Raw genomic sequence first — 25,557 nt, forward strand, 5'->3', positions numbered from 1 at the left:
AGTTCAAAAAAGGAGGAGAACCAAGCGCAATGAAAAAAAGGTTTTTTGCAATCATCATGACGCTGTTGCTGTTATTCAGTTTGTTAGAATCATTGATCCCTGGGCTGTCTCCCGTAACAACGGCAGCATCGGGCACACTCGTTCAGGGGGAACCGACGCGCAATGTTGCCTTGAACGCGGCAGTGACCGCTTCAGGACAATGCAACAGCAATGAGGCCGGAAAATTTGCCGTCGATGGCAAGACAGACACGAAATGGTGTGATAATACGAGCGCCAAAATCAAATGGCTGAAGCTCGATTTAGGACAGGTCTATACCATTAATGAATGGGTTGTCATGAACGCGGCAGTTGGCGAGAGCAAGAATGCCCCTTTCTGGAATACTAAAAATTTCCGCCTGCAAAAAAGTGACGACGGTACGATATGGACAGACGTCGATATCGTTCAGAACAATGCCCAGGCTATCGTTGACCGCTACTTGCCCGAACCGTTCTCGGCCAGGTACGTCCGGTTTTACGTTAGCCAGGGAGAGTATGACTCCAATACCGTTCGTCTGTATGAATTGCAATTGTATGGGGTTGAAGCCGGAAAGACGCCTGCCTATCCGCCCGTTAATCTTGAGGCGGTTGACTATGTAGATCCGTTCATTAATACGCTCGGAGACAACGGCCAGACCAATCCGGGACCGACGATGCCGTTCGGCCTTGTATCGCTTGGACCCGACAGCGATGGCGGCGCATTTAGCGGCTACTATTATCAGGACACGAACCTGAAGGGCTTCTCGCACCTGCGTTTTAGCGGTGTAGGCTGCAGCGGGGCCGGCGGCAATATCCTGATGATGCCCGAGACCCGCACGTTCACCAAAAATGTGAATGAATATAAGCAGAAATACGACAAGTCGAGCGAGCAGGCTTCCGCCGGCTATTACGCTGTGACCCTCGATTCCGGCGTCCAGGTGGAGCTTACGGCTTCCGATAACGTCGGATTTCATCGCTATACTTTCCCGAACACAGCTGCAACAGGCTCCGTCCTGGTCGATCTGTCCAATTCCTATGCCGGCATGATCGATGCAAATTTGAAGGTGGAAAGCAATAATGAAATTACCGGTATGGTCAAATCGAAGAATGTATGCGGAAACGGATACTATGTCATGTATTTTGCGATCCAATTCGATCAGGATTTCGATTCGTATACCTCCTGGCAAGGAGATGCAACAGGAACCGATCCTGTTCGCAGCGGCTCCAACAGCGGTGTATGGGTGAATTTCCAAAATGCTGGCGGAGAGGTGATCCAGGCCAAGGTAGGTCTGTCGCCAATCAGCGTCGAGCAGGCAAAGGTTGAACGTGATCATGACATCACAGGCTGGAGCTTTGATGCTCAGCATGCTGAAATCCGCCAAGCATGGAGTGACCTGCTAAATAAGGTAGAGATCACAGACGCGGATGAAGAGAACAAGAAGATTTTTTATACGCAAATGTATCACACCTTCCTCCATCCTAAAAATGTGACAAGCTCTGTGGGCACGTTTAAGGCGGGGAGAGATGAGAATACGGTTCGGCAGGCCTCCGAGCTGGGCAATGATTTTGAATATTATAACGGCTGGGCAACCTGGGATGATTTCCGGAAATATGCCTTGTTCTCTGTGCTGACTCCAACTGAATATAACAACATGGTGAAATCGCTGGCAGACTTGTACAAGACGCGCGGCACCTATACGCAATGGGGCGATGGGTACTGGCCAAGTCCGACGGTGCGCAATGAGTTCAACGGGGCGGTTCTGCTTGATGCCTATGCCAAGGGCTTTCAGGATTTCGATGCCTATACCGCCATGAAAGGGATGGGGGTTGACGCGGATAACTTCGGTGATCAGGACAAGGTTTCCGGTCAGCTTGAAAAGGCAAAGAGCGGTTATTTTCCAATGAAGCTGGCTGAGCTGCTTGGAGATAACACGACATATGAAAAGTACAAGGAAGTTGCCTTATCTTACAAGGATCTCTGGAACCCGAATCAAGTCGACGAGAATGGCAAGAAGATGGGCTTCTTTACTCCAAACGGGATAACCGTCGGCAGCGAGGATGTAGCTAAAGTAGACAAATTCGCCTATCAGGGAAATCTGTGGCACTATCGCTGGTCCGCTTCGCAGGATATGGACGGCTTGGCTGAATTAATGGGCGGCAAGACGGAAATGGCCAAGCAGCTGCTGGATTTCTTCAGCCGGGACGAATATATGGCTGTCAATGAGCAGGACCTGGATGCGCCTTACTTGTTTAACTATTTGGGCTATCCTTATTTGACGCAATATTATGCGCGCGAGTTCACGACAGAGGTTGTAACCCAGAAATATCATAACCACGGGCTGTATAGCTATCCGATGAAATCGCGGATATACCGGGCCGATCCCGAAGGCTATTTGTCTTCGATGGACGATGATGCGGGAGCCATGGCCTCCTGGTTCGTGTATAGTGCATTGGGGATCTATCCTGCCAATCCGGGAGACGCGGCTTTCCTGATCGGGTCGCCGATCTTCTCGGAAGTGAAGCTGCATCTGGATGGAGGCAAGACGTTTACGATCAAGGCAAACCAGGTTTCTAGCGAAAATCGTTTTATCCAATCCGCGCAATTGAATGGCAAGGTTTTTGATCAGGCGTGGATCAGCTATGAGGATATTATGAATGGAGGCACGCTTGAATTCGAAATGACCTCCGTGCCGAATACAGCTTGGGGAGCCAAGGCCTCAGCGGCTCCGCCGGCAACGGATTACGGGTCAAATGTGGACAGCAGCTTGTCCCGTCAGGAGCTGCTTGCTGAAGGAGCAGAATGGAATTATTTTGATAAGGGAAGCTATGCCGGCAATGGATGGACAGGTCTTACTTATGACGATAGTGCCTGGAAATCGGGTGCTGCACCGCTTGGATACGACAATAAAGGATATGCAAAGACGACGGTAAGCTACGGACCGGACAGCAATAACAAATACCCGACCACCTACTTCCGTAAGACCTTTGAAGTTGCCGACCTGGACGGTCTGATCGAGTTGGACGCTTCTCTGATTCGCGACGATGGTGCGGTGGTATACCTGAACGGTCAGGAAATCATTCGGACGAATATGCCAGCCGGTGCGGTGAGCTATAACACTTATGCTAATGTAACGGTGAATGATGAACGGGACTGGAACGTCTACCAAGTAGATCCTTCCTTGCTCATAGAGGGCACTAATGTCATTGCCGTGGAAGTGCATCAGTCGAACGCTACTAGCTCGGATGTGGCATTTGATTTCAAGCTGGCTGCCGTGAGAGAGCTGGCGAAGCCTGCTGCTCCGACAAATCCGGTGGTAGATGATACAGCCAACTCCTTCGGATGGACCTATGTAACGGGCTTCAGCCAGCCGTCTGATTATCAGTTCAGTACAGATGGAGGCCGGACCTGGATGACCGCTACGGCCAATCCGCAGCTAGTCGGTCCGGTCGATTATGAGATCGGTGCAGTTCAGGTGCGGGTAAAGGCAAATGAAGCTCTGGGTGTAGCTGCGGGCGAGCCGTTACTTTCAGATGCTGTATACACCTCGGATATTAAGTGGGATGTATTCGACCTGAACGCCGAAGTAACACGCTCGGGTAATATGCTCGTTGATATAACCGGTAATCTGAAGGGGGCATATGCGGACTCGGCTGTTGCTGTAATCCAGCTAATGAATGGCGGCGAGCAAGCGTTTGTGACCAGTGCGATCCCGGTCAAAACCGGAGATTTCGATCTGACTCAAGCTTTTAATGTAAATGCCAAGAAATATCAGGTCAATATTTATCTGGTAGATAAATATGAAGGCAACATCTATGATTCGCTCTGGCTGGCTGATCCGATTGTGTCCCAAGCAGAATCGCAGCCGGAACCCAATCCGAATCCGGATCCGGGGACGCCGGAAGAAGAACCGCTTCCGGAGCCGTTGCCGGTTCCAGTCAAGCTGCCGGATGTGCCGGAACCTTCGATCGAACCGGAGCCTCCGGCGGATACGCCAAACTTTGAAGCTGTAGACGGGAAGCTGACGATCGAGTTCGAGAGCAAGACGGATTGGTCGACGGACAAGCATTTCAATAATGGAAATCCGTTAGGAACCGAAGAGGGCAACGAAGGGACCGTGGTAAAAAACACCTTTAGCGGTGCATGGCTAGCCTACCAGCGCGTTGATTTCGGAACTGCGGGAATGAATCGGATCCAAATGGTATACGATTCCCCTACAGGAAGAGCACCTGCAGATGCAAGGGCTGAAGTTCGTCTTGGAGCGGTAGATGGTACATTGATCGGAACTGTAAACCTGACACAGACGGGCAGTGGTTGGGGAACTTACAGAACTGCTGCTGCTGAGCTGAATACTACGGTTAAGGGGATACAGGATCTCTATATCGTTCTGAGAGGAACAACCAATTCCAATCAACCATATATCGGCAATCTGGACAGCTTTACGTTCGATAAGATCAGAGGCGACTATGCCAAGCTGGAGTTGGAGCTCTATGATGCCTGGTCCACGGATCTGAATCCGGCCAAGAATAGTCCGATGAAGACGGAGGACGGAAAGAGCGGACAACAGGTGGCGAACACCTTTGATGGAGCATGGCTCGCCTATAAAGGAATGGACTTTGGCACGGTCGGGGTCGATCAATTCTCCATTGAATATTCCGGGAATAGCAACAACTGTTCACCCGATGCAGAGGTAGAGATTCGACTGGGCTCGGTGAGTGGAGCGTTGATCGGCAAAGTGAAGGTTCCGCCGACGGCGGGCTCCTGGGGAACCTATGCGACGGTAACGACTTCATTGACACAGACCGTAACCGGGGTTCAGGATATTTACCTTGTCCTGACCGGGACGACGGACTCGAAGTATACCTATATCGGCAACTTTGATAATGCAAGCTTTTCGTTGAAGTAAAGTGTCATTTTAAAGAGAAGACGGCGTTTTTCGTGCAGCCCACGGAGACGCCGTCTTTGTTTATAGTCTATTTCGTAGGTTTATGCGAATAGGAGGCCTATTTTAATTGATAATGATTATCATTCGCTGTATACTCGTTGTAGATGAGCACAAAGGGGATGAAACGATGGAGGAGCTAAACTTGCAGCCGGAAATCTCTCTAGCGGCGGCAAAAGTGATCCGCGAGCGAAGAACGATTCGCAGATTTGCGAAACGCGCCTTGTCCGGAGAGGAGCTGGAGGCGATGTTCAGGCTGGCAGAGCGCGCAGTGACATTGGAGTATGACCCTGAGGCGCTGCGGTTTGTTATATTTGCTACCGAGGAAGGGAAGCGCCAGACAACTGCAGCGATCATGGCCGCCTATAGCAATCAGGGCCTGTATCGCTGGATCCCGGGGAAATTGCTGCAGACGTTAGCCGAACAGGTGGCGAAGACTCCGGCCATAGTAGCTGTCATTCGGAGAGAAACGGACGATCCGTCGTTCAATGACAGGCAACTGGCCGCTGCCAGCGCGATGATACATGGCTTTACGCTGCTTGCGTGGGAGCGAAAGCTAGGGCTGGTATGGAATACGGAGCCGGTTATTGGACATGAAGCGCTATTCAGCGGCATTGGACTTGCTGCTGACGAACGGCTTGTGTGTTTGCTGTACCTCGGAGAATATGACAAAATCCCGAAAGGCAAGATGCGCAAGTCTGCCTTCGAAAGATGGACGGTGCTGGAGAACGCCCGGAGAGAGGAGAAGCAGACAAGATGAGTATACAGCTTGCTATGGAGCAGATTCAGGAGTACAAGTGGCATGGCCAACGGCCCGTTGCCGCGGAGCAGGTGTTAGCGCTTCTTGAGGAAGCGGTGTGGGCGCCAAATCATCATTTGCGCGAGCCCTGGCGGTTTGTATGGATAGACGCTGCCTGCCGAAGCAGTCTGGAAGATACGGTGGACCCGTCAACACAGGGTGATTTGAGAGAACTGATCCGAACTGCCCCGGCTTGCCTCATTGTCGTGGCATCTGTGCCGAAGACACCTCGAGAAGAGAAGGATGATTTTGCTGCGGCTTGCTGCCTGATTCAGAATTTGCAGATTCTTGCGGCGGCGAATGGTCTGGGGATGAGCTGGATTCTGCCCCCTCATACGGGGTGCGAGGACTTAAGCTTTGCAGTGAAGCTGGAGGCGAACGAGCGAATAGCCGGTGTGCTGGGGCTTGGTCATATTGAGGACGGAATCGCCTTGGCATCCGGAAAGAAGCCTGTAAGAATCGAAGTTTTGTAGATGCGGTGTTGGTGAGTTACACATATTCTCGGATTTTTCTACTAATTATAATGGTTGCTAATTTCTCTTCCGCTTTATATATTTGATTTGTTGTGCATATGAGTCTGTCGGCCTTGCTGATCAGGCTGGGGGGAGAGAAAATAATTGCTAACCGGTTTTATGGTTTTGTTACTGGCTTGTTTTTTTCAAGGTAGCTTCGGGCTGGGGATGAAGAAGTATCAGCCCTTTTCCTGGGAAGCCTTCTGGGTCGTGTTCTCCGTGGCAGGAATTCTGATTATTCCTATTTTGTGGACCTGGATTGAGGTACCGGATTTTATGAGTTATATCCGTGAGACTCCCGCAAGGGTGCTTGGTCTGGCCTCTCTATGCGGTCTGATCTGGGGAGTTAGCTCGGTATTGTTCGGCAAGGCGGTGGATACAATCGGCGTATCGCTGACCTATGGAGTCAATATGGGGATTTCAGCCTCTTTGGGCTCGTTGATTCCACTGATTCTGTTCGGAAATGTACCTCCCGCGCTCTCATTCAGCTTGCTGCTTGGCGGTATGGTGATTATGCTGGGCGGAGTCGTTATGATTACCAAGGCCGGGCTGGATAAGGAAAAAAGAATGAGTCAACAGCAAGCAGCTCAAGACGGACAAGCCGCTCCGGCGAAGCCTTTATCCAAGGGTCTTATGATGGCCTCCGTGGCCGGTCTCGGATCGGCGGCCATGAATATCGGCTTTGCTTATGCAAACCGGACATTGGAGATCGCTGCCGGGCACGGGGTCTCCGAGCTGAGCGCCAGTCTGATCCCTTGGGTGATCACCCTTTCCGGGGGATTTGTAGCGAATTTTGCTTACGCCGCTTATCGATTGGTAAAGAATCGTTCCTACCGGGATTACGTCAAGCCTGGATCCTCTAAAGCCTATGCCAAAGCATTGCTTACCTCGCTAATCTGGTTCCTCGCCCTCGGATTCTATGCCAAGGCAACGGTCATGCTTGGACCGATCGGCTCCAGTGTAGGCTGGTTAGCCTTTAACGGACTGGCTCTCATTATCAGTAATGCATGGGGCTTGAAGGATGGGGAATGGAGGGGATTTCCGGAGCCGAAGAAGCAGTTGATGCTAGGAAATGGTATTCTCATCGTGTCATGGATTGTGGTTGGCATTGCAAATAGCTTTGCTTGAACGAGGAGAACGTAACGAGGGCGTCCCCGAAATATTCAGGGACGCCCTTTTCCTGTGCGGCAGCTACGCCTTGCAGTATTATTAGTGCATATGAGCAACAAAAGGAGCAAGACATGCTCGTATGGACGCCCGCGCTTGGCATGAGCACCGACACCAGACCAGCAATTTTAGTGCGATTCGGCATTAATATCGTCGCCTGAGCGCCCATGTAAGGAATTTTAGTGCGATTAAGCATTAAAATCGACGCATGAGGGCCCCACGCGAGGAATTATAATGCCTTTATGCATTAAAATCGGCGTAGTAGCACGCACGCGAGGAGTTATAATGCCTTTATGCATTAAAATCGGCGCAGTAGCACGCACGCGAGGAATTATAATGCCTTTATGCATTAAAATCGGCGCAGTAGCACGCACGCGAGGAATTATAATGCCTTTATGCATTAAAATCGGCGCAGTAGCACGCACGCGAGGAATTATAATGCCTTTGGGCACTTATTTTTCCGCATGAGCCACCAGCCAATAATTTTAGTGCCATTCGGCACTAAAATTATAGCGTGACCGCCCAGGCTAGCATTTTTCTACCTCATCATGGTGGCCTAAGAATCTCCTACGGGACACCCTCTACTATGAGTTCAGCCAGACATTACTCCACAGCAGGACTTATGCTTCTTGCCGCTTCCGCAAGCGCAGGGATCATTTCGTCCGGGCGGCTTGCCCTTGAATATCTCGCGTACATTCCTTTCATACAGCTCGCGGCGCAGCCGGTCGCCCAGCTGGCGCATTTTCTCGTCGGCGTAGGCGTACACCTGCATGTAGCTTTGGCAGAAATAATCGGGGCTGGATTGATCGCCCTCTGGATTCCATTTGCGGTTCCGGGGACAGCCGCCATAGCACAGCCGCTGCCATTCGCAGGATCGGCATTTTTCCGCCAGGGCCGGCTTCATTTGATGGAAGCGCCGATAATTAGGGTGGGCAAGAATCTCTGCGATCGAATGCTCGCCGACATTGCCGACCTTCCAATCCTCATGGATGTAGAAATCGCAAGGAAAGGCGTCTCCGTTCTGCTCCAGAATGAGACTTGTCGGACAGGAGGCCCGATGCACGCAGGATTCGGCCTCCCGATTCAGGTAGACGCTGAGCATGTTATCGAAGAAGCGCACGGAAACGTCCGGATTCCCCTCCTGGAACCATTCGTCAAACACCTCGCACAGAAAATCTCCATATTCCTGGGGAGAGATTTCATACACTCCAGGCATGTCCACCTGCTGGGCTCTGAAATCCATGCAGGGAATGAACTGAACGAACGAAAAGCCTTGCTCCCGGTAAAAGGACATCAGCTCCTTGGCCTTATCCACATTCCCTTTATGAATGACGGTCAGGATATTGAAATCGACTCCATGCCTCCGAAGATGATCGATCCCGGCCATTACGCGGTGAAAGCTGCCTATTCCTGCGGCATTGACCCGCCTTGCATCATGAATATGCTGCGGTCCATCCAGACTGACGCCGACCAGAAAGTGATAGGTTTTGAAAAAGGAGGCCCAGCGGTCATCAATCAAAGTGGCGTTGGTCTGCAAGGAGTTGCTGATCACGGTATGGGGAGGAGCATAAAGCGCCTGGCGGTATACGACTTCCTCGAAGAACTCGTAACCGGCCAACAGCGGCTCACCGCCCTGCCAGGCGAAGCTGGCACTGCCCCGGCTGTATTGCATATAGTCCTTGATAAATTTATCCAAGACGGCGGAATCGATCCGGTTGATGTTTTTGCCGGGCTTTCCTCCGCAAGTGCTGTAATAACAATAATCGCAAGCCAAGTTGCATGCTTCGGATACCGTCTTCCACATGACTCCGATCCCGGAGCGGCCGCTTGGTGAACAACCGATGCTCATGATGGTTCCTCCTGTTCTGCGGCTTGGCAACCCGGCTCATTAATCGCCTTCCCATTCATGCAGCAGCATCACGGCTGCGCCGGTTGCCAACGCCTCTTCTTTGAGCCGCCCTTGCGTAAAAACAGGGCTATATTCGGGATAATGGTACGTATTTTTTTTAGCAACCTCCACGGAGGTTTCGAATACAAGTTGATGCGCTCCTACCAATGGTCCGCCCAAAATAACGCATTCCGGATGAAGCGCATTGATGAGATTTGCCAGACCAATGCCCAGATAAGCAGCAGTTTCCGCAAACTGCTCTTTGACCAGAGTATCTCCTAGCACAAGCGCTTCGGTCAGGGTAGCAAAATTCACGCGTTCCGCAGGGATTTCCGCGAGAACGCTGCTGCGTCCGATCTTTAACTGAGTCCGAACCCGCTCCTCCAAAGAAGGAACGGATACGAAGGCTTCGAGTGCTCCGTAATTGCCCTTTCCATGCAGTCTGGGCCCGTTGGTCTGGATAATCATTTGACCGACAGCGCCTTCTGTATCTACGGCGCCGCGCACAATCTGGCCTCCGGACATCATGGCGGAACGAATCGTTACTCCCGCATGAACATAGAGAATATGCTGATAATTCTGATTTCTTAATGCCCAGTGTTCGCCGATCAAGGCCGTATTCGCTCCGTTATCCAGCTTGACGGGGATATGCAGCCGTTCCTCCAGCATGCCGCAGATCGGGACATGACTCCATGAAGCGGAAGGAAAATACTCGGGCTCGAGAATCATTCCTTTGCTCTGATCCAGCGGTCCCACCGCTCCGATTCCCATACCCAGCACGTCCTTGGAAGACAAGCCGTGCTCGCTAAGAAACTCCTTGGCACTGTTTGTAACGTGAGTGGCAAGCAGTTCAGGAGACATGCTGCGATCCATCTCCCATCTGGTCATGGACAGAGGATTCAGGTGCATGTCATACAGCCCGAGGGAGGAATAAATTCGCGAGATCTCCAGCCCGAAGATATAACGGTACTGCGGGTTTGTCTGGAACAGGATGGGCTTTCGCCCCCCTGTAGAGCTGCCAAGACCAGAGACAACAATCAGTTGTTGTGTTGTCATTTCGTCCAACAGACGCGTCATGCTGCTGCTGGTCAGGGGAAACACATTCAGCAAATCGGCTTTAGAGGCCGTTCCGAGATAGGAAATCCGGTCATAAACCTGTTTTTTTATTGATGGATTGGAATGAGGCATCATAACAGCTTTTCTCCATTTCCAAGTTAATTAGTCGGGATACTAAAAGTATAGCGACCTCTCTCGTTTATTTCCAGCTATTTTCATCAGAATAATAAACTTAATTCCAAAAATAAACTTTTTAACACCGAATTTGCTGAATACATAGTTTGATTATGAGGTAATAACGGAATTTTTACAATTAATTTTATAACTTTAATCCAAAATGAAATTAATTATGTTAAACTGATAATAGTTCAAGCTCAAAAGCTGAGTTTTTGAGCTACCTCTATAGAATCATTACACGTATACGAAGACATAAGATTGAAGGGTGAAATGAAATGAAGCAGGGTCTGTTTCAAAGGTTGGATTTGCTATGGCGTATTTTTAAAGTGTTTTTCAAAATTGGACCGTCCACCTTTGGCGGCGGGTATGCGATGATTGCGACTATTGAACAGGAAATCGTACAAAAGAAGGGCTGGATGAACGAGGAGGAGATGGGCGATATGATCTCTGTATCCGGCTCGGCTCCAGGCGGAGTGGCGGTGAACAGTGCGGCATTTATCGGCTATCGGCTCGGCGGAGTTGCAGGTGCGCTGGTGGCCGTCATCGCGATTACGCTCCCAACCTTCCTGATCGTCTTCCTCCTTAGCTATTTGAGCTTCATGTTTAAGGATCATGGAAAGGTGCAAGCCGCGCTGAAGGGGATTCATGCCGCGGTAGTCGCCCTGATTATTGTAGCTGCCAAAAAGATGTGGAAAACGGCGATTCTGGATGCAGCCACCTTGATTTTGGCGGCGGTATCGTTAATCCTTCTGCTGTTCACCGGGATCCATTCCTTCTATTTGATTCTTGGCGGACCGATCATTGGAATTCTTGTTGTGCTGTTCAAGCAAAAGCGCGGGATGAGTGTGAAGACCGAGAAGACAAGACCTGAACAACACCACGAGCTGCAATTTCCTGAATACTACATCTAAAGGGTGGTCATCACATGCTGTGGCAATTATTTATTGTTTTTTTCAAGGTGGGGTTAATTTCCTTTGGCGGCGGTTATGCGGTCATTACCTTAATTCAACGCGAGGTCTCCGACAAGGGCTGGATCGGAAATACGGAATTTCAGGAAATCGTCTCACTGGCGGGAATGGCCCCCGGCTCCATCGCTACGAATACGGCCACGTTGATCGGATACTCGGAGGCAGGTATTTTTGGGGCAATTGCAGCAACCCTCGGCATTATTTTACCTTCCTTAATGATCGTTATCCTGATTGCGGCGTTCTTCCTGCGGCTGCAGGGGAACCGTTGGGTGCGCTCCTCATTCTACGGGCTGCGTCCGATTGTGACCGGATTGATTATTTATGCAGCGATCCACTTTGGCCTGAGCGGCCGTACGGAGAGCTGGCTCAGTTGGTCCATGGCAGGGATGCTTCTGATCTGCGGCGGCTGTCTGCTGCTGGTTATGAAGTATAAGGTGCATCCGTTTGGCGTTATTCTTTTGTCTGCTATAGCGGGAATTGTACTATTTTAAAAAAATAAAAAGCGTGAGCGAAGGGATACACCCTTGGCCCACGCTTTTTTTGCTTCATTATGATTCATCAGGCGTGATGAATTCTCGGCATCGGCAACGGCTCTTTCCCGAGCTCGGCCCATGCATATTTCAGTAACAGCTCGGTCTTGAGCTTCGCGTACTCCGGCTCATCCCACAGATTGTGAAGCTCGTTCGGATCCTCCTGGAGATCAAAGATCTCCCCGTAGGTCTGATTATAGTAGACCGTTATTTTGTACCGTGCATCCACATAAGTCTTCTGGTGTATCGTTGTCGGTTCATGCCGGAATTCGCAGATGGCATGATCACGAGCCTGGCTCTTGCGTCCGAGCCATACGTCCTTCTGGTCAACCCCGGTCATGGTAGGCGGAATCGGAAGACCGCTAAAGGACAGGAAGGTTGGAGCAAGGTCGACGAGTGATTGAATGGAATCGGACCATCTGCCGGCCGGGACATGTCCGGGATAGCGGACGATGAACGGGAGCTTGATCAGGTCCTCATAGTGGAAGCCGCCCTTGGCTTGAAGACCATGCTGTCCGAAGAAGTGTCCGTGGTCCGTCGTAAACACGACCAGCGTATGGTCGGCTAGCCCTAGTGCGTCGAGCTTGTCAAGAATTTTACCGATGTATTTGTCCATCATGCTGATCATGCCGTAATAGACGGCGACCAGCTTCTTCTTGTCATACTCGGTCAGTCTTGCCTTATCCCCGTATTCATAATAGTGATGAGACCTGTAGCCATGAATGCCGAACCCGGTCTCCATCCAATGGGAGAAGTCGGGGTTGTCCTCCTGTGTCATGCCGAAGTGAGGCGGGTTCTTATCATGCTCCCCGGGCACCAGCCCCGGTATGGTAAGCTGATCCGGATCATACATCGTATCCCAGGGCTCAGGCACCAAATATTCCGGATGGGGATCGAAGAAGCTTGCCCAGAGGAAGAAGGGTTCATCCGATTGCTGATGCTCTTCCAGCCGCGCATTGGTCCGCTCGGCAATCCAGGTGTTGTAGTGATATTTCTCCGGGATCGGCCATTTGTAAGTAACAGACGGATCCATTGTGCCGGTCGGAGGGAGGAAGTAGTCTCTCCAGTTGTGGCAGCCCTGCTCCTCAAGCCACAAGGCGTAATGTTGGCCGACATGAGCTTCATTTGTATGATTTCGTGCCAGCTCCACATGGTCAAATCCGTAGAAGGATTCGTTAAAGCCCTTCCAATATTCCAGATCCTGAAGAATCGGATAAGCCTCCTTCGAATCGTATTCCTCGGTAGACTTCAGAGGCTGGAAATGGGCCTTGCCGATCAAGGAGGTCTGATAGCCGGCCTTGCTGAAATCCTCGCCAACCGTATGCCGGTCCTCGAGCAGCTTGGTTCCCAGTGTCCAGGCGCCGTGCTGACTTGGATACATGCCGGTAATGATCGAGGAACGGCTCGGCGTACAGGTTGGATTCGGACAGTAGGCGCGGCCAAAGGTCGTTCCTTGCTGAGCCAGACGATCCAGATTAGGGGTAGAGATCTCGGATTGGAAAGCGCCGATCGTATTCCAGTGCTGTTGGTCGCTTGTAATTAGTAAAATGTTAGGTCTACTAGACAATTCTTATCGCCTCCTATTATGATAATATTGAATTGTACGTGATTTTCAAATAGCTTAGTGTTAGGTTGGGGTTGTCATTTTGTTAGATATTGGGGGAAGTAGGATGTCTGTAAGGTTAAGGGAGTTACAGGAATATGAACATGAATATGCCGACTTTATCTATTACACGCCTGGCGATCTGGACCGGGAAGGACAGCTATGGCCCGTTCGGGCGGGACGAACGATTGCCAAGCCGAATTATCAGGTAGGACCCAAGCGGATCGAATGCTTTAGCCTTCATCTGATCCTGGAGGGAACAGTCGTCCTGGAGTTTGAGGGACAGCGAACCGAGCTCGGCAAGGATGATTTATTCTGTCTGTTTCCGAATCAAACTTATCATTATTATACGATCCCGGGGGAAGCACCGCTGCAGATGAATTGGATTGCGCTGGACGGCAGCCGGATTTTGAGCTTATTGAAGCTGGCAGGACTGACACCGGAGAAGCCCTACAGTATGAAGCGTGTTACGCCTCAGCTTAAGCTTGCGGCAGAGCGTATGCTTGCTTCCATGGCGAAGTTTGAACGGTGGAATCCGGCTCTTTCCTTGGAGCTTCAAGGACTGGCCTGCGAAATATTGTCCGGGCTGATGCCGCCAGCGTCCCGCGGACATGATTCGGAGCCTGCCGGATGGATTCGCGAATGTATGGAGTTTATGGATCTTCATGCTACGGAGGGGATTTCGGTTCAGCAGGTGGCTTCTTTTGCCGGAGTTCATCGTTCGTACTTCTCGAATGCCTTCACCAATCAGGTAGGCGTATCTCCGCAAAAGTATATTCAGCACATACGGATGGAGAAGGCGAAACAACTGCTTGTCGGCACGGATGCGACCGTCACGGAAATTGCGCTTTCCCTCGGTTATCCGAACTTGTATACGTTTACCCGGGCATTCAAGGCCTATTATAAGACGACGCCGCTCTATGTCAGAGCTTCCGGCAGCAATTAATTTTATCAGATGTTTTTTGATAACGCTTTCGCAATTGATTTTCTCCGCAAGGGAGTGGTTGAAATGTCCATCACATCGATTCGCAATAAAATTTCACTGAAGCTGGGTATTCAGGGGAAAATCTTCATGACCTTCGGGCTGCTCAGCCTGCTCTCGATCGTGACGATCACGGTTATTATCTATGTCAATATGCGGGACACAATCAAACATAATGCAATAACCTCCGTGGAGGATAGTATCCGCCAGGCGGATGAAACGCTGAACCTGATGCTGGAGGAGATTGATCGGCTCAATACGGTTGCGGTTACCAACAAGAATACGGTCATCGATACCGTACTGAGCCCCAGCGAGGAGATCAGCTATGAATGGTTCCTGGAACAGAAGCAGATCAATGATTTCTTGTCCGGTCTGATCGGCTATAAGCCTTATATTTCGCGGATCGCAGTGATCGGGTTGAACGGAAAGGTATTCTTTACAGGCAGCCCGTGGATCGACCGCAATTTTCTGGAGACGAGCACGATGAAATTCATGCTGGACAACGGGGAGCGACATGCTTATTTCAAGCAGACAGGCACTTCGGACGCGATTTCCGTAGGACGGGTCATTCGTTATAACCGGGAGACGATTGGAGTTGTCATGGTTGACATGAAATATGACTTCATCCGCAATACTTACGGGGTAAAGCCGACGGCGGACAGCGTGCTTTATGTTCTGGACGAACGGATGGAGCTGGTGTACCAGTCTGATTCCGCACCGGCTTCGCTTTCTCCCCAAATGGAGGATATCATCTATCGCAATCCCCAGGCTTCCGAGATCAAGGAGGCGGAAGAGCGGACCATTGACGGCAAATCCTACATTGTCGTCAGCCGCCGTTCCGAGCATACCGGATGGATCACGCGAGCCTTTATTCCTCTCGACTCTCTGTTGAGCGAGTCTGCAAGAATCCGCAATCTGCTGATCGAGGTCGCAATTATTATTTTTGCCGTGGTGCTGTTAGGCGCACTTCAGCTGTCATCGCGGACAACCCTGCAAATCCGCCGTCTGAAGACCATGATGATGCGGGTCAAGGATGGAAATTTATCGCTTCCCCATGCTGAAATCAAGACGAAGGATGAAATTGGCGATCTGTACCGGGTGTTCATCAGCATGATCGATGAGCTGAAGCGATTGATGCAGGACATCCGGATCAGTGAACAGGCGAAGCGGGAGGCGGAGCTGACCGCATTACAGGCCCAGATCCGTCCGCACTTTCTCTACAATTCCCTTAATACGATCAAATATTTGGCCCATCTGAATTCCGTACCCAATATCGAAGAGGTATCCGGCTCCTTAATCGAGCTGATGAGAGGCGTACTCGGAAACTCCAGTGAGTTCCTTACGGTCAGGGAGGAATTGGATTATGTCAATTGCTATATATCCATTGTGAAATACAAATATATGGGACCGATTCCGGTTCAAATTCAGGTGGAGGATGATGCTCTACTGCAATGCAGGGTGCTGAAGCTGATGCTGCAGCCGATTGTGGAGAATGCCGTCCAGCATGGAATCAACGCTCTGCAAAAGGAAGGGCTCATCCTGATTCGGGTCTATGAGGATGGCGGTGATCTATTGATTGAAGTTATGGATAATGGCCCGGGAATGTCCCAGGAAAAGATGGATTCATTGCTCGGAGAAGCAGACAAGGAGGAGAGTCCGTCACGCTTTAGCGGCATGGGGGTGCGAAATGTGCATGAGCGTATTCGTCTGATGTACGGCGAACCCTACGGTGTCAAGCTGTTTAGCGAGAAAGGACTTTATACGAAGGTCGAAATCAGGTTTCCGAAATTAGGCGCAGCCCCCAAACTACCCCAAGAGGTGAACTGAATGATGTATCAGGTATTGATTGTAGATGATGAAGCATTGGTTCATCACCACCTTTGGACCATGATCGAGTGGGAGCATTACGGGTTCGAACTATGCGGTGAAGCCTACAGCGGCTCGATGGCCCTCCAGCTTATTGAGAGGATCCGGCCGCAGATTGCCATTATCGATATTAATATGCCCGGAATGAATGGGGTGGAGCTTCAGGGAGAAATTCGGCGGCGCTATCCCGAGATCGTGACGATCATGCTTAGCAGCTATGATGATTATGATTATGTGCGCGAGTGCTTGAGAAATGGCGCCATGGATTATCTGCTGAAGCATCGGCTGAATGAGCAGTCGCTCATCACGATTATGAACCGGGCTGTTAAGGAGCTGGAGGAGGCGAATACGGCAGTTTCCTCCAAATCTGCACAAGAAGTGGAAGGAGAAAGCCGGAGGAATGAGCTGCTGCGCGAGTACCTGTCACATCTGCTTACAGGAAAGCCCGGCGCCGCTCAGGAGCTTCAAGCTTATGTCGCTCGGCATCGATTTTTCGAGGGCGCTGTGTGCTATGCGGCGGCGGCAGTACAAATTATTCCTTTCCTCCTGCTCACCGGATCCCAAAGTGATGTGCAGACGAATCGACTGGTCCGGCAAGCTGTGGAGCTTACGCAGCAAACCCTTGGGGATCCGTCGGAGAGTCTGGCTGTCTACGTCGAGAACGGTCGTTTGGCTGTGATCTTTGCGTTCAAAAATAGAAGCGAGCAAGCTGCCTCCAGTGAAGCGGAACGCTTGATGAGTCATGTTATACATTCGCTGGAGCTGTTCTTGAATCTGAAATGTACGTATGCGGTGGGTCATATCTGCGGCGGCCTGGCCAGGCTTGAAGCGAGCTACCATGCTGCTGAGCGGGTCATTGATGCGACTCCCTCCTTGAAGGAGACTACGGCGAGTCCGGCAAATACTTCCCGGCTCTCCTTAACGATTGAGGAGCAGAAGCAGCTACTTCTATCCATGGAGCGGCTGGATAAGGAAGGCGTGCAGCGTTCGCTCGCAGCGGTGTTCGCTGCGATTCGAAAGCATCCGCTTCATTCGCAGAGCGTCCAGATGATGATCAGCGAGCTGCTGTCCATCGGAGAGAAGGCGCTTCCGCGGGAGGCGGGCGGATCGGAAGAGCTGCCGTCTCGCGAGGAGCTTGGAAGGCTTGGGAGCATGGAGGGGCTGGAGGCGTGGCTGTACGATTATTTCGACCAGTTATTGAATTTGCTTCGCCAGCGCCAAGCTGCCGGTCCCTACTCCCGGCATGTGTCACAGACGATTTTGCTTATTCTCGAACGATATCCCAGCTTCATTACGCTGGAGCTGGCAGCGGGAGCTATTGGCCTTAACCCCTCCTATTTAAGCAGAATATTCAAAGAGGAGACTCAGATGACCTTTTCCGAATATGTAAACCGGGTTCGCATTGATGCGAGCTGCAAGCTGCTTGAGAGCGGAAAGTATTCGATCAAGCAGATCAGCAGCCAGGTCGGCTTTACGACCTATAACTATTTTTTCAAGGTATTCAAGGAGCTGACGGGGATGACTCCCCATGCTTATGTGGCACGTCCGTCCGGTCGGGATGATTCCGTAAAATAAGTATAGTAAATAGTCATATATGTGGAATTTGCAGTTTGGACGACTGCATTATAATAAATTCACATCACGGGAAACGCTTACATGACAAAGGAAAGCGACAAGATGAAGGAGGTCAATTAGTAATGCAAAGACAATGGAGAAGAACGGCGATGAGCTTGATGATCATTGCTGCTCTCGCGCTCGGAGGCTGCAGCACGGGCGGAAACAGCAACAAGGAAGCCGCCACTCAGGGATCGGGTGAGGAGTTGACGGTGAGTAAGGATGGATTTCCGATTGTGCAGGAGCCAGTGAAGCTAAAAATGTTTACACGTATCGCTCCTGTCAATGGTCCTTTTAAGGACATGCCGGTGTTCCAGGATTACGAGAAATTGAGCAATGTCCAAATGGAATTCATCGAAGCGCCGACAGACGGCTTTGCCGAGAAGAAGAACCTGCTGTTCGCATCCAATGAATTGCCTGACATCATGTATCGCTCAAATATTACACCATTGGAAGCCGTTCGTTACGGATCTGGCGGACAACTGATTCCGCTGGAGAATCTGATTGAGGAATATGCTCCGAATCTTAAAAAGTTGATGGAAGAATACCCGGAAATCCGTGCATCGATTACGACGCCCGAGGGACACATTTATACAATTCCGGGGATTGTTACGCTGGATGCAGCCCGGACGGACAAGAGATGGATCAATACGGCCTGGCTGGAGAAGTTGAACCTGAAGGTGCCTGAGACTCTTGATGAACTGTATGACGCATTGGTTGCCTTCCGTGATCAGGACCCGAACGGGAACGGACAGCAGGATGAAATTCCGCTTACGGCCCGTACCGGACTTCCTATTGTCGTTGCGATGAGCGGCTCGTTCGGACTGGACCAGCAATTCGGCTATAACATTAATATTAACGACGATAAAGTTGAAATCTGGATGGGCAGCGAGCGCAACAAAGAATTGCTTATGTTCTTGAACAAGCTGTACGCGGAGAATCTCTTGGATCATGAAGTATTCTCCCACACGGAAGCGCAATATTTGGCAAAACAAGGCTCCGGAAATACAGGTATTTTCTTTGATCAGACAAATAACAACTTCTTGCCAATCTCGGATCAATATACAGGGATTGCACCGTTTGAAGGCCCGCATGGCGACCGCCTGCAAAGCCAGGGAGCTCCTGTGCCGCGTGACCAAGGCGCATTTGCCATCACTTCGGTGAACAAGTATCCGGAAGTATCGATGCGCTGGATCGACTATTTCTACAGTGATGAAGGCTCGACCCTGCTCAGATTCGGCCGGGAAGGCGAGCATTATGAGCTGGTGGATGGAATTCCAACGTACAAGCCTGAATTCTCCACAGCCGAGACGCAGCCGAAGCTTACACCATATGCCGGCGGAGGCGCGCCTCACCTGATCAGTGAATATGTCGGCTCGTATATCAACCCTCCGCAAGTACAGGAGGCGCAGGATACGCTGACTCCGTTCATGCCGAAAATCCGTTATGCGGCACCAATGTTCGATGAAGCAACAGCTCAAAAGGTGAACACGCTTCGCAATGATATCGATAAGTACTATGAAGAGCAAAGCACGAAATTTATTGCGGGTGCGTTGAGCTTTGACAAGTGGGAAGAGTTCCAATCCACGCTTAAAAAGATGAACATTGAAGAGCTTCAACAAATCTATCAAGACGCTTACGACAAAATGGCTAAATAGGCAGAACCTCTATGGGATAGGAGTGGATGTTCATGAAGAACGCAGAAATCCATGAGACTGCCGCGGTGCCCCAGTTCCGACCGGAACGGGGCAACCGCCTCATTAGGCAAATTCTCAGCAGATACGATCTGTATCTGATGCTGTTATTGCCGATCACATGGTATTTGCTGTTCCATTACGGCCCGCTTTACGGGCTGCAAATTGCATTTAAAAATTTTAATCCGGGCAAGGGAATTCTCGGCAGCAGCTGGGTGGGCTTCGATAACTTTCAACGCTTCTTCGATTCCTATTATTTCTGGAGACTGCTCTGGAATACGTTATCCATTAATCTGTTTTCACTGCTGGTTGCCTTTCCAATACCGATTATGCTTGCATTACTGATTAACGAAATTCGCAGTAAACGCTATAGCAAGCTGCTGCAAAATATCACCTACATTCCGCACTTTATTTCCGTTGTAGTTATTGTAGGTATTCTGACTGTCCTGCTCTCCACGAATGGTCCGATCAATATGCTGATCCAGGCTCTGGGCGGATCGCCAACCCGCTTCATGGAATCGGCAGGCTGGTTCAAGACGATTTTTATCGGCTCTAATATTTGGCAAAATATGGGCTGGCAATCCATTATCTATATTGCGGCGCTTAGCGGGATCAATCCGCAGCTGTACGAAGCGGCCAAGATGGACGGTGCATCCCGTATGCGGCGTATCTGGCACGTATCGTTGCCGGGGATCATCCCTACGATTGTTATCCTGCTCATTCTGGACATCGGGCAATTCATGAACATCGGCTTCGAGAAAATCCTGCTTATGCAGAACAACCTGAACCTTGAAGCAAGCGACGTGATCTCTACCTTCGTATATACCACCGGGATCTTGAAGGGAGAATACAGCTACACTGCGGCAATCGGGCTCTTCAACTCCTTGATCAACCTGACGCTCCTGCTGCTGGTGAACAGGTTTGCTAGAAAAACATCAGAGACGAGCCTTTGGTAATGGAGGGGATGAACAATGTCTAGAGAAGTATCTTTGAAAGGTCCATCGGACGAGCGCTTGTTCGATGTTATCGTATATTTGATCGCTGCGGTAATCATCCTCATCGTTCTTTATCCGCTGCTGTTTGTGGTCAGCGCTTCGTTCAGTGACCCGGCCAGGGTGCTGAACGGAGAGGTATGGCTGCTGCCAAAGGGTCTGACGCTTGAAGCGTACACGAACATTTTGCATAATGATAAAATTTGGACCGGATACCGCAACTCGATTGTCTATGCGGTAGTCGGTACACTGATCAACATCATCATGACTTTGCTGGCCGCTTATCCATTATCCAGACCGGATTTGCCGGGACGCAAGGGTCTGATGATGATTGTCACCCTGACCATGTTCTTCAGCGGGGGATTGATTCCAAGCTACCTGCTGGTTAAGAGCCTCGGAATGGTCGATACCATGTGGGCGCTGATCATTCCGGGCGCCATCTCGACCTATAACCTGATTGTCATGCGGACTTATTTTCAATCCAGTATTCCGTGGGAGCTCCAGGAGGCGGCGCATATTGACGGCTGTTCCAACTGGCGGCTGCTGATCAGCATCATTCTTCCGCTATCCAAGCCGATTATTGCAGTTATGGTGCTGTTCTACGCGGTGGGCCATTGGAATGCGTTCTTTAATGCTCTGATTTACATCCGAACGGAAGATTTGTATCCGCTTCAGCTCGTGCTTCGGGAAATCCTGATGATCAGCCAATCTGCAGGCGTAGACGGCGGCAATGTCGGGATGGAGGAGAAGATTCTTCTCTCCGAAAGTATAAAATATGCGGTCATTATCGTATCCAGTCTGCCGGTGCTGATTATGTATCCATCTGTGCAACGGCATTTTGTTAAAGGGGTTATGATCGGCTCCATAAAAGGATAAATGGCAACGGAGGTATAAAATTGAACAATAAAGCTACGATTTCAATCAATGACAACAGTGCCAGCGAGCACACAATTAATCCTTATTTGTTCGGGCATTTTGTAGAGGACATTCGCGATCACATGGAGGCCATGCTGGCCTTTCCGTTGAAAGACATGGACTTTGAAAGCGAAGCGGAGGGAACCTCCGGCGTGTCGGGAAGCTGGTATGCTTACACGAATGGGCGCAATACGAAGTATGCGCTGGAGGCTTCAGCGCCAAAGCATTCGGGACGCGCGCAGCGTATTCGTATCTTAAGCGACGATGAGGCTTATGCGGGAATTGCCCAACGGATTGCTCTGAAGGGACCGAAGAATTATTCCGTGAAGCTGGTGATCCGCACATCGATCGAGTTCAAATATGTGATCGTCGAGGCCGTGGATCGCAGCAATCAAGAACGTCTGGGTCTGGAGCGCATAGAAGTGAACAGCCATAACTGGCGTGAATATGAAGCCGTGCTATCCGTCAGCAGAGATTGTGCGGATGCGGAATTCCGGGTGTATGTGCCGTCCGAGCATCCCCGGTGGAGGGATAGCGTGTCCACGGGCATGCTCTGGATCGACCATGTTTCCTTGCTGCCGGAGGACCATATCGGCATGGTGAAGCGCGAAGTGGTTGAGATGACCAGAGATTTGAATGCCGGCATGATGAGACTCGCAGGCAACTATATTAGCGCCTACCATTTTGAGCATGGGATCGGACCGGTATTGGAGCGTCCGGTGATGTTCAATGAGGCTTGGGGAGGCTGGACCAGCAAATATTTTGGCACAGATGAGTTTATCGCCTTCTGCCGGGAGTTGAAGGTGGAGCCGCTGATTTGTGTGAATGACGGTTCAGGCACACCCGAAGAAGCGGCGGCATGGGTGGAATATTGCAATGGCGGCACGGATACCCCGATGGGGGCGCAGCGGGCTGCTAACGGACACCCTGAGCCATATAACGTAACATATTGGGAGATTGGAAATGAAGTTTGGGGAGCCTGGCAGGTTGGAAATGTAACAGGAGAGCAATTTGCCAGACGGATGCTTCCTATCATTAAAGCGATGAAGAAAATTGACCCTTCGATTGTCATTCTGGCATGCGGGCATACCGATCAGGAATGGAACCGGGCCGTGCTTGACATTGCGGGGGAGCATATCGATTATTTGACCCTGCATTTGTATCACGGGTACAACCGCTTCGGGATGGACCGCAATACGCCGGCGGATGAGCGCTATAAGGCGATGGCTGCCTTTTCAGAGTGGACCCGCCTCAACCTGGAAGAGACAAGAGAACAGATTTTTGCGAATCTGAAGCACTGTCATGTGAAGCTGGCTATTACCGAATACAATACGATGTACTATCCGAATAACATCCGCAGAGGATTGCCGGATGAGCATACGCTTGGAGCGGCGGTGGCTAACGCAGCCAACCTGAATGAAATGCTGCGGGCCAGCGACCTTGTGCAGATCGGAAGCTTCTCCGATCTTGTCAACGGGTGGCTCGGAGGCTGTATCCGCGTTGGCGACTACTATGCGGATCAATATTGCGGCAAGGTTCCGGGCTGGAGCGGACACCCGCTTAAGGTATACGGCACGCCTACCTATGAGGTGATGAAGCTCTATGCGGGACGCGATATTTCCCGCATGCTTCCGGTAAAGGTAGAGTGCGGCACCTTCGCTGTTCAATCCAACAAACCGGCACCGATCAATTTGGATGCCTTGCCGGATCTGGATGTCGCGGCATGCACGAATAAAGACAGCAGTACGATCACTTTGTTTATCGTCAATCGGAGCCTGAAAGAGGTAACTGCTGCTCTGGATCTTGGAGAACTGCAAGCCGATAAAGACACCGTGCTCTATGAAATTACAGGAGAATCTGAGTGGGATATTAATTCCGTCTTTGCTCCGGATTGCATCTCCTGCAAGTCCAGCTCCATTCCGTTCGAAGCCTGGAAGGCGGGATATCCGCTGCGTCCGGCATCGGTCTATGCGCTGGAGATCAGAACCAAATAACTTTCAGGAGGAGCAAGATGACAACCAAGGGTTATATCAAAGATTATCCAAGACCCCAATTCGTGCGCGAAAGATGGATGAATCTGAACGGCGAATGGGACTTCCGCTTTGACGACGATAACGTCGGGGAAATTGAAAAATGGCAGGAACAGCTGGCAGGAACGCATAAGATTACTGTTCCATTCACGTATGAAACACAGGCCAGCGGCATCGGCATCGAGGAATTCCATTCACGGGTATGGTACAGCAAGAGCGTCTCGATTCCGCAGGAAGCGGAAGGACAACAGGTAATCCTGCATTTTCAGGCTGTGGATTATATCGCCAAGGTATGGGTGAACGGCGTGTTGGCTGGCAGCCATCAGGGGGCTTATGCCGCATTTTCCTTCGATATTACGCCTTACCTGACCTTCGGCGCGGATAATATCATCACGCTGAAAGCAGAGGACAGCGACGACTGCACTCAGCCGCGGGGCAAGCAGCGGTGGACGAAGAACAATTTCGAATGCTTCTATGTGCAGACCACCGGCATTTGGCAGACCGTCTGGCTGGAATATGTGGAGGAGCAGCGGCTTGACACAGTGAAGATTACCCCTGATCTCGATCATGCCAGAGTAGCCTTCGATTATCGGGTACACGGCCTGGAGACGGCAAAGGGAACCTTAAGACTGGAAGCCATCGTGACGATGAAAGACCGCCATGTAAAGACGGTAAGCCTGGTGATCGACCGGCCTCGCCTGAGCGTGGAAGTGGACCTGGTGCACGAAGTGAACGGACCTTGGAAGAGACGCTTCTGGTCGCCGCAGCAGCCGAATCTCTATGATGTAGAATTCGTGCTGTATCAGGATGATGTCGTTGTGGATCGCGTGCTATCCTATTTCGGCATGAGAAAGGTATCGATCGAAAAGGGCAAGGTACTCCTCAACAATGTGCCAATCTATCAACGGCTGATGCTGGACCAGGGCTACTGGACAGAGAGCCATTTGACCCCGCCGAGCGAGGAAGCGCTAATTGCCGACATCGACTTTATGCTGGAGATGGGCTATAACGGCGTGCGCAAGCACATGAAGATTGAAGACGCCCGCTTCCTGTACTGGTGTGACGTTAAAGGCCTCCTCGTATGGTCGGAAATGGCGGCGACGTTTGAATTTCATGATGATGCGGTGGAGAACTTCACCAAGGAATGGCTGGAAATCGTTCATCAGCAATATAATCATCCGAGCATTATTACCTGGGTGCCGTTCAATGAATCCTGGGGAATCCCTTATATTCTGCATGACCAGAGACAGCAGAAATTCACGGAGAGCATCTACCATCTGACCAAGTCGTATGACCCTTACCGCCCGGTCATCACGAATGACGGTTGGGAGCATACGGTCTCGGATATTATCACCTTGCATGACTATGTGGAGACCGGCGAGAAATTCCTGGAGCGGTATGCGGACAATAAGGATGCAATCGTCAACAAAGAGACCACCTGCAATAAATGGAAGTATGCGCTTGCCGACGGCTACGAGTATAAAGGCCAGCCGATCATGATCACCGAGTTCGGCGGGATCGCCTTCCAGTCGGATAAGGGCTGGGGCTATGGACAGCAGGTCAAGACGGATGAAGAGTTCCTGGCACGCTTTGACGGCCTGGTGCAGGCGATTAAGAGCGTGGACTATATTTGCGGCTTCTGCTACACCCAGCTTACCGATGTCCAGCAGGAGATCAACGGTCTGCTGGCAGAGGACCGCAAGCCGAAATTCCCGTTGGAGCAGATTAGGGCGATTAACTTGAAGTAACTTCAAAGCGACAAAAGAAACCTCTCCTTGCTGAGCGGTTGGATGGCAGATCCAATTCACC

17 protein-coding genes are annotated in these 25,557 nt (G+C 50.8%); 14 read left to right on the forward strand and 3 right to left on the reverse strand.

Annotated features, from left to right (window positions below):
* Nucleotides 1-29: 29 nt before the first annotated feature.
* The 4 genes from TX85_RS04640 to TX85_RS04655 all read left to right on the forward strand — a co-directional run bounded on the left by TX85_RS04640 (nucleotide 30) and on the right by TX85_RS04655 (nucleotide 7,394).
* Nucleotides 30-4,919 carry a GH92 family glycosyl hydrolase gene (locus TX85_RS04640; protein WP_044479804.1) on the forward strand — a complete coding sequence of 1,630 codons (4,890 nt, stop codon included), beginning with the start codon at nucleotides 30-32 and terminating at the stop codon, nucleotides 4,917-4,919.
* Between the two features lie 112 nt (nucleotides 4,920-5,031).
* A complete protein-coding gene (locus TX85_RS04645; protein WP_233500727.1) occupies nucleotides 5,032-5,715 on the forward strand; it encodes a nitroreductase family protein in 684 nt (227 codons plus the stop codon).
* Nucleotides 5,712-6,227 (forward strand): nitroreductase family protein, encoded by a 516-nt coding sequence (locus TX85_RS04650; protein WP_049894794.1) that lies wholly within the window; start codon nucleotides 5,712-5,714, stop codon nucleotides 6,225-6,227. The genes TX85_RS04645 and TX85_RS04650 overlap by 4 nt, the downstream gene beginning before the upstream one ends.
* Nucleotides 6,228-6,386: 159 nt before the next feature.
* The gene (locus TX85_RS04655; RefSeq protein ID WP_233500609.1) at nucleotides 6,387-7,394 is read left to right on the forward strand and encodes an L-rhamnose/proton symporter RhaT; all 1,008 of its coding nucleotides are present in this window, start codon (nucleotides 6,387-6,389) and stop codon (nucleotides 7,392-7,394) included.
* 631 nt (nucleotides 7,395-8,025) lie between these two features.
* Here the strand turns inward: TX85_RS04655 and TX85_RS04660 are convergent.
* Together TX85_RS04660 and TX85_RS04665 are read right to left on the reverse strand one after the other, a co-directional pair.
* Nucleotides 8,026-9,282 (reverse strand): anaerobic sulfatase maturase, encoded by a 1,257-nt coding sequence (locus TX85_RS04660; protein ID WP_044477946.1) that lies wholly within the window; start codon nucleotides 9,280-9,282, stop codon nucleotides 8,026-8,028.
* Nucleotides 9,283-9,321: 39 nt separating this feature from the next.
* A complete protein-coding gene (locus TX85_RS04665) occupies nucleotides 9,322-10,512 on the reverse strand; it encodes an ROK family protein (protein WP_044477947.1) in 1,191 nt (396 codons plus the stop codon).
* A gap of 317 nt (nucleotides 10,513-10,829) precedes the next feature.
* Between TX85_RS04665 and TX85_RS04670 the strand changes: the two genes are divergently transcribed.
* Nucleotides 10,830-11,465, forward strand: coding sequence for a chromate transporter (locus TX85_RS04670; protein ID WP_044477948.1), 636 nt, complete (start codon nucleotides 10,830-10,832; stop codon nucleotides 11,463-11,465).
* Nucleotides 11,466-11,479: 14 nt separating this feature from the next.
* Nucleotides 11,480-12,013, forward strand: coding sequence for a chromate transporter (locus tag TX85_RS04675; RefSeq protein ID WP_044477949.1), 534 nt, complete (start codon nucleotides 11,480-11,482; stop codon nucleotides 12,011-12,013).
* A 67-nt stretch (nucleotides 12,014-12,080) separates the two neighbouring features.
* Here the strand turns inward: TX85_RS04675 and TX85_RS04680 are convergent, their stop codons facing one another.
* Complete coding sequence (locus tag TX85_RS04680; protein WP_044477950.1) at nucleotides 12,081-13,619, reverse strand: sulfatase family protein; 1,539 nt, start codon at nucleotides 13,617-13,619, stop codon at nucleotides 12,081-12,083.
* 103 nt (nucleotides 13,620-13,722) lie between these two features.
* Between TX85_RS04680 and TX85_RS04685 the strand changes: the two genes are divergently transcribed.
* The 8 genes from TX85_RS04685 (at nucleotide 13,723) to TX85_RS04720 (ending at nucleotide 25,496) form a co-directional block, all read left to right on the forward strand.
* Nucleotides 13,723-14,601 (forward strand): AraC family transcriptional regulator, encoded by an 879-nt coding sequence (locus TX85_RS04685; protein ID WP_044477951.1) that lies wholly within the window; start codon nucleotides 13,723-13,725, stop codon nucleotides 14,599-14,601.
* Between the two features lie 63 nt (nucleotides 14,602-14,664).
* Nucleotides 14,665-16,464 (forward strand): sensor histidine kinase, encoded by a 1,800-nt coding sequence (locus tag TX85_RS04690; protein WP_044477952.1) that lies wholly within the window; start codon nucleotides 14,665-14,667, stop codon nucleotides 16,462-16,464.
* Nucleotides 16,465-18,078, forward strand: coding sequence for a response regulator (locus TX85_RS04695; RefSeq protein ID WP_233500610.1), 1,614 nt, complete (start codon nucleotides 16,465-16,467; stop codon nucleotides 18,076-18,078).
* Between the two features lie 122 nt (nucleotides 18,079-18,200).
* Nucleotides 18,201-19,775 (forward strand): extracellular solute-binding protein, encoded by a 1,575-nt coding sequence (locus TX85_RS04700; protein ID WP_044477953.1) that lies wholly within the window; start codon nucleotides 18,201-18,203, stop codon nucleotides 19,773-19,775.
* 32 nt (nucleotides 19,776-19,807) lie between these two features.
* A complete protein-coding gene (locus TX85_RS04705; RefSeq protein ID WP_044477954.1) occupies nucleotides 19,808-20,767 on the forward strand; it encodes an ABC transporter permease in 960 nt (319 codons plus the stop codon).
* A gap of 15 nt (nucleotides 20,768-20,782) precedes the next feature.
* Nucleotides 20,783-21,679 carry a carbohydrate ABC transporter permease gene (locus TX85_RS04710; RefSeq protein WP_044477955.1) on the forward strand — a complete coding sequence of 299 codons (897 nt, stop codon included), beginning with the start codon at nucleotides 20,783-20,785 and terminating at the stop codon, nucleotides 21,677-21,679.
* Nucleotides 21,680-21,699: 20 nt separating this feature from the next.
* On the forward strand, nucleotides 21,700-23,712 hold the full coding sequence (locus tag TX85_RS04715) for an alpha-L-arabinofuranosidase C-terminal domain-containing protein (RefSeq protein ID WP_044477956.1): 2,013 nt from the start codon (nucleotides 21,700-21,702) through the stop codon (nucleotides 23,710-23,712).
* Nucleotides 23,713-23,729: 17 nt separating this feature from the next.
* Nucleotides 23,730-25,496: a glycoside hydrolase family 2 protein gene (locus tag TX85_RS04720; protein WP_044477957.1), complete on the forward strand. Its 1,767-nt coding sequence runs from the start codon at nucleotides 23,730-23,732 to the stop codon at nucleotides 25,494-25,496.
* The last annotated feature ends 61 nt before the right edge of the window (nucleotides 25,497-25,557 follow it).

This window comes from Paenibacillus antibioticophila (assembly GCF_000455265.1).
GTDB lineage: Bacteria > Bacillota > Bacilli > Paenibacillales > Paenibacillaceae > Fontibacillus > Fontibacillus antibioticophila.